Genomic DNA, 11,014 nt, shown 5'->3' with positions numbered 1-11,014 from the left:
ACACCCCCGTCAAAATCGAAGTGTCGCAAGACAGATCACACGAATTCCCGATTCTGGAATCCCCCCAGCAACACCCGAGTCAATCCGTCGCACCCAAGATGTGTGCATGCCTTAGTGCGTGCGCAGGGACGACCCGTGGAGGGGCTCTACTCGATAGTTGCCATGCGATGCGAAGCGAACGTCGTCATATGCAATTGCCTTGCCCTTGCCCGGGACAACATCGCGGTTTCGCGCTATGAACGGCCGATGGCCGGGTTACACTTGCCCGCAGGTTCAGGAGATCCCATGACGCTCACCCCCGCAGCCGCCGGCACATTTGCAATTGCGCCGACCCCGTTCTTCGACGATGGCCGGATCGACGACGCCTCGATCGACCGGCTCAGCGATTTCTACACCGAGGTCGGTTGCGACGGCGTCACCGTGCTCGGCATTCTCGGCGAGGCGCCGAAGCTGGAGGCCGCCGAGGCCGAGGCGATCGCGCGCCGCTTCGTCAAGCGCGCGGATAAGTTGCAGGTGATCGTCGGCGTCTCGGCGCCGGGCTTCGCCGCGATGCGCTCCCTGGCGCGCGCCGCGATGGATGCCGGTGCTGCCGGCGTGATGATCGCGCCGCCGCCGTCGCTTCGCACCGACGATCAGATCACCGGCTATTTCCGCCAGGCGGCGGAGGCGATCGGCGACGACATTCCCTGGGTGCTGCAGGACTATCCCTTGACGCTCGGCGTGCAGATGACGCCGGCGGTGATCCGCAGAATCGTCATGGACAGCATCTCCTGCGTGATGCTGAAGCACGAGGACTGGCCGGGGCTGGAGAAGATCGCGACGCTGCGCGGCTTCCAGGCCGACGGCTCGCTGCGGCCGCTGTCGATCCTGACCGGCAATGGCGCGCTGTTTCTGGATTTCGAGATGGAGCGCGGCGCCGACGGCGCGATGACCGGCTACGGCTTTCCGGAATTGCTGATCGACGTGGTGAAGCTGTCGAAGGCCGGCCGGCGCGACGCCGCGCACGATCTGTTCGACGCGCATCTGCCGCTGATCCGCTACGAGCAGCAGCCCGGTGCCGGCCTCGCGGTGCGCAAATACATTCTGCAAAAGCGCGGCGTGATCGCCTCGGCGGCGCAGCGCAAGCCGGGCTCGGCGATCAGCGCCACCGCCAAGGCCGAGGTGGACTATCTGCTGTCGCGGGTGGCGCGGGTCGACCCGCGCGCCGATCTGCGGCCGCCGGCCGCCGCCGCGGAATAGCGGCGCGGCGCGGCTGCCGCCACCGCGGCGCTGCGGTGCCGGCCGCGCCGTCGCGTGCGATGTCGCGCTGCGGCAGCGTCGCGTTCCCCGACGAGGGCGGCGTCGAGCCGGTTCCCACCGGCCGGCAACTCGGCCTATATTGCCGGCAGGGAGCACGTCGAGCGCACCATGGCATCGGTCATCGCAGCGTATCTGAAGCGCGCCAATACGGTTTCGCTGTCGATCCGTCAGCTGACCTTTGGCAGCTTCCTGCTGCTGCTGGCGATCATCGTGGCGACCTCGATCGCCAGCGTGGTGGCGTTGCGGCACATCGACGCCACCTTCGGCGAGTTGCAAAGGCTACAAAGCGTCGACGATCTCGCCGAGGAGATCGAGCGCAAGATGAGCGAAGTGCGGCTCGCGGCGCGCGATTTCGTCACCGATCCCGGCGGCCAGCCCGGCCGGGTCTGGGAAGCCACCTCGGCGCTCAACGCGCTGTTGAAGAAGACCCGGCTGGAGCTCGCGCCCGATCAGCAGGAGATGATCGACGGGGTATCGGCGCGACTTGGCAAATATCGCGAGGGCATCGAGCGCATCACCGCGCTGATCCCGCGCCGCGCCGAACTGATCGCCTCGGTGCCGCCGTTGCGCATGCAGTTCGAGGCGGCGGTCGACGCGCTGCCGGATCGCGCGGTGGCTGCCAATCTGTATCGCGAGCGCAGCCGGATCGCGGCATCGCTGTTGTCCAACGATCCGGGCGGCGCCGAGCAGGCGGCGCTGAAGCTGCGCAGCCTCACCGAAGCTTCGCCGGAGCTGCGTAGCGCCACGCTGGATTATTCCGACGCCATCGTGTCGCTGGCGCGGGTGGAGCGCGACATCGTCGAACTCGACAAAGAAGTGCTCGGCGCCGAAGGCCGGCAGATCGGCCGGGTCACCGACCTGTTGCGCGATCTCACCGCGCGCCGCGGCAAGGTGTTGTCGAACGATTTCGCCCGCACGCTGGCCGAGGACAAGTGGCAGAGCATCGTGTTCGGCACCGCCGGGGTGCTGCTCGGCATCCTCGCCGCGGCCTATGTGGTGCGGCGCACGGTGGGGCCGCTGGCGGCGATCGCCGCGGCGATCCGCGCGCTTGCCGGCGGCGAGAAATACACCGCGATTCCCGCGATCGACGTCAGCAACGAGATCGGCGACATCGCGCGTGCCGCCGAGGTGTTCCGCCGCACCCTGGTCGATGCCGATGCCGCGCGCGAGGCCGCGCTGCACGCGCTGGCCGAGCAGCGGCTCGCCGAGGAAAGCTACCGCAAACTGTTCGAGGGCTCGATCGACGGCATCTACGTCACCACCCCGGAGGGCGCGCTGCTCAACGCCAACCCGGCGCTGGCGCGGATGATGGGCTATGACAGCCCGGCCGAATTGATCGCTCGGATCGGCGACATCGCCGACACCATCTACGTCAACCCGGCGACCCGCGGCCACTATCGGCAGATCATGGACCGCGACGGCTTCGTGCGCGAATTCGAATATCAGGCGCGACGCCGCGACGGCGACATCCTGTGGCTGTCGGACAGCGCCAGCACGGTGCGCGACGCCGACGGCCGCGCGCTGCGCTACGAGGGCGCGGTGCGCGACATCACCGATCAGAAGCGCGCCGAACACGCCGTCGCCGAAGGCCGGCGCCTGCTGCAGCAGGTGATCGACACCGTGCCGGCGGTGATCAACGTCAAGGACACCCGGCTGCGCTACGTGCTGATGAACCGCTATATGGCGGGGATCTTCGGCATCGAGCCGAAGGACGCGATCGGCCGCACCACTAGCGATCTGATGTCGCGCTACGGCGCGCAAAAGACCGACGAGAACGACCGGCGGGTGCTGGCGACCGGCGAGGGGCTCGGCTTCTACGAAGAGGAATATGCCGATTCGTTCGGGGTGATGCGGCAGTGGCTGGTCAACAAGCTGCCGCTGCATGACGCCCGCGGCGAGGTCGAGCGCATCGTCACCGTGGCGCTCGACATCGGCGAGCGCAAGCGCGGCGAGCTGGAAATGCGCCAGGCCAAGGACGCTGCCGAAGCCGCGCTGAAGAACCTCAAGGAAACCCAGAATTCGCTGATCGAAGCCGAAAAGCTCGCCGCCTTGGGCCGGCTGGTCGCCGGCGTCGCCCACGAGGTCAACAACCCGGTCGGCATCAGCCTGACGGTGGCCTCTGCGCTGGAGCGCAAGACCGCGCAGTTCGCGGCCGAGGTGGCGCGCGGCAATCTGCGCCGCTCCAGCCTCGCCGAATTTCTCGAAACCAGCCGGGATGCGGCGACCCAGCTGGTCGCCAATCTCAACCGCGCCGCCGAACTGGTGCAGTCGTTCAAGCAGGTCGCCGCCGACCGCAACTATTCCGACAAGCGGGTGTTCGATCTGGCCGATCTCACCGAGCAGGTGGTGATGAGCCTGAAGCCCGGCCTGCGAAAGCAGAACCTCGCTCTGTCGGTGGACTGCAAGCCGAACCTCACCATGAACAGCTTTCCCGGGCCCTACGGCCAGGTGCTGACCAACCTGTTCTTCAACTCGATCTCGCACGCCTTTCCCGAGGGCGACGGCGGCAAGGTCGAAATCAAGGTGCAGGAATCCGGCACCGACCACGTCGAGATCCTGTTCGCCGACGACGGCTGCGGCATGAGCCACGAGGTGCGGCGCCGCGCCTTCGATCCGTTCTTCACCACGCGGCGCGATCAGGGCGGCACCGGGCTCGGCCTGCATATCGTCTACAGCATCGTCACCAACCGGCTCGGCGGCCGCATCAGCCTGAACTCCGAGCCCGGCGCCGGCACCCGCGTGCGCATCGTGCTGCCGCGGGTCGCGCCGCAGGACGGCGAGGCGCGCCTGCCAAGCTGAGCGCGGTCGATTCGCCGCAGCCGCGGTGACGTCGATGTGACGGCCGGCGGTGGCTGGCTTGACCTGTGTCAAAGGGCCGCTGTGGTGCTGCATTCTATGCTGCTGCGTATCGATAGCGACGGCGGAGATGTGCGACGAAATAGATCGCGACGAAAATAGATTGATCGCGATGATCGTTGCGATCAAAGCTCGCCGCCGGCGCGAAGCCGATCCGAACTTCACCCCCAGCAGCATCAGACATCGTGGCGGGCCGCGTCAGCGCTGCGGCGGTGGCGCCGGTCCCTGCAGCAGAAAGACGTCGTGCTTCAGAAATTCACCAGGGGCCGCCGCAACTGGACGTTGGCCGCGGTCGGCGTGCTCGGCATGATCGCGGGGGTGGCCGCCTGGGGCGGCTTCAACACCGTGATGGACGCAACCAATAGCCCGGAGTTCTGCGTCTCCTGCCATGAGATGCGCGACACGGTTTACAAGGAATACAAGACCTCGGTGCATTACGCCAACGCCTCCGGGGTGCGGGCAACCTGCCCGGATTGTCACGTGCCGAAGCAGTGGCTGCCGAAATTCGTGCGCAAGATAGAGGCCAGCGCCGAGCTCTATCACAAGTTGATCGGCAGCATCGACAGTCCGGAGAAATTCGAGGCCGAACGGCTGACCCTGGCGCGGCAGGTGTGGAGCACGATGCAGGCCACCGACAGCCGCGAATGCCGCAACTGCCATTCCTTCGAGGCGATGGACTTCCACAAGCAGCGACCGGCCGCGGCCCAGACCATGCCGAAGGCGATGCAGCGCGGCGCCACCTGCATCGACTGCCACAAGGGCATCGCGCACAAGCTGCCGGACATCTCGCGCGGCTACCGCGCGCTGTATGACGGGCTGCTCAAGGCCGCGAAATCGTTGCAGCCGAAGCCCGGCGACACGTTGACCACGCTGACCACCACGGCGTTCTATCTCGACAGGCCGAGCGCCGAGGACGCCGCCGCCGCCGGCACGCTGACGGCCGCGACGCCGGTCAGGGTGATCGCGCGCGACGGCGACTGGTTGCAGGTCGAGATCGCCGGCTGGCAGCAGGAAGGTTCGGAGCGGACGTTCTATGCGCTGCAGGGCAAGCGGATTCCGGCGGCGGCGCTCGGCGCCGAAGCGGTCGACAAGGTGACGCGCGTCGGCAGCGTCAGCGATCCCGACACCGACCAGCTATGGAGCGAGGGCCGGTTGAACGGCTGGATCGCAAACGCCAACCTGGTCGCCGATCCGGCGGCGCTTGCGGCCTACGGCGCGGAAATGTACGAAGCCAATTGCGCGCTGTGCCACGCCTTGCCGCCGCCCGGCAACTACCTCGCCAATCAATGGATCGGCAATCTCAACGCGATGAAGCGGTTCGTCGGACTCGATGACGAACAATATCGGCTGCTGCAGAAATATCTGCAGATCAACGCCAAGGACACCGGAGGCCTGCGATGAATGGAATCTTGCGCCTCGACGCCGGCCGGCAGGATCAATTGGCACGGCAGTTCGAGGACAGCCGGCGCAATCGCGTGCTGTGCCTCGACTGGCTGGCCAGCGTGTTCGCGGCGCCGCCCGGCGACGATACCGTGGTGTCGTATCGAAGCTGCGAACTGGCGGCCTGGCTCGATCAGCTCGCGCTCGACCCGGCGTTCTCCGCCGGCATCGCCCGGATGCAGGCGGCGCTCGATCCCGCGCTCGGCGACGCCGCGTTGACGGCGCGGCTCGGCATCGGCTTTGGCCGGCTGTTTTCCGGCATCGGCGGTGCGGACTGCATCGCGCCCTACGAGTCGGCGTTCCGCGGCGACGGCCGGCTGTTCCAGGTGCCGACCGCGGAAATGGAGGCGCTGCTGGTGGTGCACGACGTCTCGATCGCCGGCGGGCTGGCGGAACCCGCCGATCACCTGTCGATCGAACTGACCTTGATGGCCCGGCTGATCGCCGCCGATCATCCGGCGGCGCGCGATATGCAGCTTCGCCTGGCGCGCTGGGTGCCGGATTTCTGCGACACCTGCATCGCCCGCGACCGGCTCGGCTTCTGGGCCGGCGCCGCGATGGTGTTGACGGCGATCATCGATCACGACGCCCGGCTGATGCAGGCCGGCGTGCATTATTTCATTCCGGTCTGAGGGTGGCATGACGCGGAGCGACGACGATCTCGGCGGCGCGCTGTGCCGCCTGCTCAATGGCGGCGTGGCGCTGGTCGCACTCGGCCCGTTCGGTCCGGCGCTGCTGGTTGCGGGCGCACGCGCCGCCGCGGCCGCGGACGACGGCGAAGTATTGCGCGGCTGGCCGGGCGGCGGCTTCCGCGCCGAGCTCGAAGGCGACCGCCTGCTGTCGCTCGCACCCTGCGGCAGCGATCCGTCGTCGCAGGGTCCATCGAGCGGCGTGCTCGACGCGGTGTATTCGCCGGCCCGCATCAAATATCCGATGGTGCGTCGTGCGTTTCTCGACCACGGCGCCGCAGCCGAACGCGACAGCCGCGGCAACGGCGATTTCGTCCGTGTCAGCTGGGACCGGGCGCTCGATCTGGTCGCCCGGGAAATCCGGCGGGTGGCCGATAGCCATGGGCCCGCCGCGACCTTCGCCGGCGGCGCCGGCGTAGCTAGGCCGGGACGGCTGCATGACGGCCCGCGGCTGCTGCGCCGCCTGATCAGCCTGACCGGCGGCGTCGCCGCGGCGTCCGGCGAGGCCGATCGGCCGTTCGAGGTCGACCGCGGCACCGCCGACCGGATCAAGCTGGCCTATTGGGCGGGCGGGACCCCGTTGGTCCGGCGCCGCGACCGCAGCCCGATGCGGCAGGCCTGGAGGTCGCTGGAGACCCTGATCGTGCAGGACGTGCACTGGACGCCGGCCGCCCGCCGCGCCGACATCGTGCTGCCGGCGACCACCGCCTGCGAGCGCAACGACATCGAGCGTGTCGGCGGCGCGGTGCTGGCGATGAAGAAGGTGATCGAGCCGGTGTTCGACAGCCGGTCCGACTACGCCATCGTCGCGGCGCTCGCCGAACGGCTCGGCAAGGGCCGCGACTTCGGCGACGGCAATAGCGAGCTCGACGGCATCCGCGCCTGCTACGAGGCGCTGCTGCCGGCCGCCGCGACCGGCGGCCCGGTGCCGGATTTCGACAGCTTTTGGAACGGCGCGGGCGTGATCCAGCTCGGCTGGTCCGGCGACGCCGGCAGCTTCGCCGCGACGCCCGACGCGGGGGTGACACCGCGCGGTGCCGGCTGACGCGGCAGGCGGTGCGGGCAACCTAATAGTTTTACCAGGTTGGAACTTAATCTTGTGCAAACTTCTCGGCGCCAAAGCTTGCGGTTCACCCTCACTGCGTGAGACGTGGGTCGCTAAGCCGGCCCGCCATGGTCCGCGGCCCCAGACGGAGACTCCCCAATGTCGTTTGCAGATCGGTTCAGGTTGACAATCGGTCGCAAAATCTACGCGGTGATCGGTCTTGGTTGCGTCGGCCTGCTCGGAATTACCTGGCTGGATTCCCACGAACTGTCCTCCGGCGTCCGGCAGCAGAAACAGATCGAACTGCAGCATCTGGCGGAATTGGCACTCGGCATCGTCAAGGAAGAGCAGGCGCTGGGCGCGGCGGGCGGCCTCGCCGAGGCCGAGGCGCAGAAGCGCGCGCAGGCGCGGCTGTCGTTGCTGCGCTATGGCAACAACGATTACTTCTTCGTCACCGATCTCGACAACGTCATGGTGATGCATCCGATCTCGCCCAAGCTCAACGGCCAGAGCGTCGCCGAGACCAGGGACACCGACGGCAAGCAGCTGTTCGTCGAGATGAGCGACACAGTGCGCCGCAGCGGCAGCGGCTTTGTGGCCTATCATTGGGCCAAGCCCGGCGCCGACAAGCCGGCTCCCAAGCTGACTTACGTCACCGGCTTCGCGCCCTGGGGCTGGGTGATCGGCACCGGCGTCTATATCGATGACCTCGACGCGCAGACCTGGGCGGCGACCGAGCGCTCGCTGATCGCCGCCGCCGTGGTGGTGCTGATCACGCTATTGGCCTCGGTGCTGATGGCCCGGCGGATCACCAAGCCGTTGCATCTGATCTCCGACGCGATGAAGGCGCTGGCCGGCGGCCAGCTCGACGTCGCGGTGCCGGGGATCGGCCGCAGCGACGAGGTCGGCGAGATGGCGGAAGCCGTCCAGGTGTTCAAGACCAATGCGGTGGACCGCCAGCGGCTGGAGTCCGAGCAGCACGAGCTGGAGGCCCACGCCGCAGCGCGGCGCAAGGCCGATACCAACAAGCTGGCCGACGATTTCGAAGGCGCGGTCGGCGAGATCATCCATACCGTGTCCTCGGCCTCGACCGAACTGGAGGCCTCGGCCTCGACGCTGACCGCAACCGCGGTGCGCTCGCAGCAATTGGCCACCAAGGTCGCCGCGGCGTCCGAAGAGGCTTCGAGCAATGTCTCATCGGTGGCCTCCTCGACCGAGGAGATGTCGTCGTCGGTGCATGAAATCAGCCGCCAGGTGCAGGACTCCGCCCGCATCGCCCACGAGGCGGTGGATCAGGCGCGCAAGACCAACGACCGGGTCGGCGAATTGTCGAAGGCGGCCGCAAGGATCGGCGACGTCGTCGAACTGATCAACACCATCGCCGGACAGACCAACCTGCTGGCGCTGAACGCGACCATTGAAGCGGCGCGCGCGGGCGAAGCCGGCCGCGGCTTCGCCGTGGTCGCCTCGGAAGTGAAAGCGCTGGCCGAACAGACCGCCAAGGCCACCGGCGAGATCGGCCAGCAGGTCACCGGGATCCAAGCCGCGACCGAGGAGTCCGTCGCCGCGATCAAGGAGATCAGCGACACCATCGGCAAGATGTCGGAGATCGCCTCGACCATCGCCTCGGCGGTCGAGCAGCAGGGTGCGGCCACCCAGGAAATCTCCCGCAACGTGCAGCAGGCCGCCTGCGGCACCCGGGAGGTCTCGGCGAATATCAGCGACGTGCAGCGCGGCGCCAGCGAAACCGGCTCGGCGTCGTCGGAAGTGCTGTCGGCGGCGCAGTCTTTGTCGCGCGACAGCAACCGGCTGCAGGACGAGGTCAGTCGCTTCCTGCAAACCGTCCGCGCCGCCTGATCGCCGGCTCCCCGGGGCCGCGGCGACCGCGGCGCCGGCCACGCCCCGCCGCCCGCGGGCGGGCGTTTCACGCTCGGCAGAAGGGAAACATTCTCTTCTGCAGCGATCTGTAAGAAAATCCTCCACCGCCATACCGGCCGGGCCACGTAGTTCTACTAAATATATTTCCGTCTTAATTCGTACATTTACGAAGATGTGAGATTTGCGGTCCTACCTCCACGCAAGGTCTGCGGCAGATTGCCTCCCCCCGGGATGCGCGCCGCGCTGTTGGGCCCGGCCATGCCGACCGGGCGTCACCGTGCTTTGTGAGGAAGTCATGTTACGGATTATCCAAAACGTCAGGATCGGCACCAAGCTGTGGATCGCGTCTGCGCTCGGCATTCTGCTGATCGGCTGCATGATCTACGGTCAGGTCACGGGCAGCGCGATGGTGCGTCAGGCCCAGGACAACAGCGTTCGCGTGCTGTCCTTTGCCCGCGCCGCCGCGGAAACCAAGGCGTCGGTGCACGGCATGGAGGTCGCGCTCAGCGATGTCATGCTGGCGGCGACGCCGGAGGCGATCCGGGCCGCGACCGACACCTTTACGCTGCGGCACAGGGAAGCCGGCCGCTTCCTCGCCGAGGTGGAGGACTCCATCCACCTGCAGGACAACAAGCAGCGCGTCGTCCGGCTGAACGCCCTGATCGGCGAGTTCGCCACCGACGCGCAGCACGTCGCCGCGCTGCGCAGCGAGATCAATGGCCTTGAAGCCGGCGCCATCGCTGCCGGCCCGGACGCCGGCAAGAAGATCGGCGCGCTCAACGATCAGGTGGCGCGGCTCCGCAAGGACAAGCTGACGCCAACCGGCGCGGAAATGGAAGCCCTGACCAATGGCCTGATCGCCTCCGGCAAGGAGCTTAGCGGGCAGGCCACCGCCGCCGCCGCCGCGGAAGCGGTTTCGGTCGAGCGTTGGGCGCTGGCGATCGGCCTCGCCAACGCGCTGCTGATGATCGCCACCTCGATCTTCACCTCGACCACGATCGCGCGGCCGATGCAGGCGCTGAGCCGGGCGATGACCGAACTGGCCAACGGCAATTTCGGCGTGGTGTTGCCGGGCCTCGGCCGCAAGGACGAGATCGGCGACGTCGCCAGCGCGGTGGAGGAATTCAAGATCAAGGCCGAACAGAAGGCCCAGGCCGAGGCCGCCGAAAAGGCGCGGCAGGATCAGTCGGCCGCCGCCCAGCGCAAGCAGGACATGATCAAGCTCGCCAACGAGTTCGAAGGCGCGGTCGGCGAAATCGTCGAGACCGTGTCGTCGGCCTCCGCGGAATTGGAGAGCTCCGCCGGCACGCTGACCGCGACCGCCGAACACGCCCAGCAGCTCGCCACCATGGTCGCCTCGGCCTCCGAGGAAGCCACCACCAACGTGCAGTCGGTGGCCTCGGCGACCGAGGAAATGAGTTCGTCGATCACCGAGATCAGCCGTCAGGTGCAGATGTCGGCGCGGATCGCCGGCGAGGCGGTGCAGCAGGCGCAGAACACCAACCACCGGGTCGGCGAACTGGCCAAGGCCGCTAGCCGGATCGGCGACGTCGTCGAACTGATCAACACCATCGCCGGCCAGACCAATCTGCTGGCGCTCAACGCCACCATCGAAGCGGCGCGCGCCGGCGATGCCGGCCGCGGCTTTGCGGTGGTGGCGTCGGAGGTCAAGGCATTGGCCGGCCAGACCGCCAAGGCCACCGGCGAGATCAGCCAGCAGATCATCGGCATTCAGGCCGCCACCGAATTGTCGGTCGGAGCGATCCGGGCGATCGGCGACACCATCGGCCGGATGGCGGAGATCGCC

7 protein-coding genes are annotated in these 11,014 nt (G+C 67.8%); all 7 read left to right on the top strand.

Translation table 11 applies throughout. The features are described from left to right. Window positions 1-285 precede the first annotated feature (285 nt). Window positions 286-1,239: a dihydrodipicolinate synthase family protein gene (locus VGC77_RS00585; protein ID WP_331169636.1), complete on the top strand. Its 954-nt coding sequence runs from the start codon at window positions 286-288 to the stop codon at window positions 1,237-1,239. Window positions 1,240-1,407: 168 nt separating this feature from the next. Then, window positions 1,408-4,098, top strand: coding sequence for a PAS domain S-box protein (locus tag VGC77_RS00580; RefSeq protein ID WP_331169635.1), 2,691 nt, complete (start codon window positions 1,408-1,410; stop codon window positions 4,096-4,098). A gap of 300 nt (window positions 4,099-4,398) precedes the next feature. Next, complete coding sequence (locus tag VGC77_RS00575; RefSeq protein WP_331169634.1) at window positions 4,399-5,556, top strand: NapC/NirT family cytochrome c; 1,158 nt, start codon at window positions 4,399-4,401, stop codon at window positions 5,554-5,556. Further along, a complete protein-coding gene (locus VGC77_RS00570) occupies window positions 5,553-6,227 on the top strand; it encodes a TorD/DmsD family molecular chaperone (protein ID WP_331169633.1) in 675 nt (224 codons plus the stop codon). Before VGC77_RS00575 ends, VGC77_RS00570 begins: the two co-directional genes overlap by 4 nt. 7 nt (window positions 6,228-6,234) lie before the next feature. After that, window positions 6,235-7,329 (top strand): molybdopterin-dependent oxidoreductase, encoded by a 1,095-nt coding sequence (locus VGC77_RS00565; RefSeq protein ID WP_331169632.1) that lies wholly within the window; start codon window positions 6,235-6,237, stop codon window positions 7,327-7,329. Between the two features lie 159 nt (window positions 7,330-7,488). Then, on the top strand, window positions 7,489-9,186 hold the full coding sequence (locus tag VGC77_RS00560) for a methyl-accepting chemotaxis protein (protein ID WP_331169631.1): 1,698 nt from the start codon (window positions 7,489-7,491) through the stop codon (window positions 9,184-9,186). A 316-nt stretch (window positions 9,187-9,502) separates the two neighbouring features. Next, window positions 9,503-11,014: methyl-accepting chemotaxis protein (locus tag VGC77_RS00555; protein WP_331169630.1), on the top strand; the 1,512-nt coding region annotated here is incomplete at its 3' end.

Source organism: Rhodopseudomonas sp. (assembly GCF_036404135.1).
Taxonomy (GTDB): Bacteria; Pseudomonadota; Alphaproteobacteria; order Rhizobiales; family Xanthobacteraceae; genus Rhodopseudomonas_A.
This window is presented reverse-complemented; position numbering and strand designations above follow the sequence as displayed.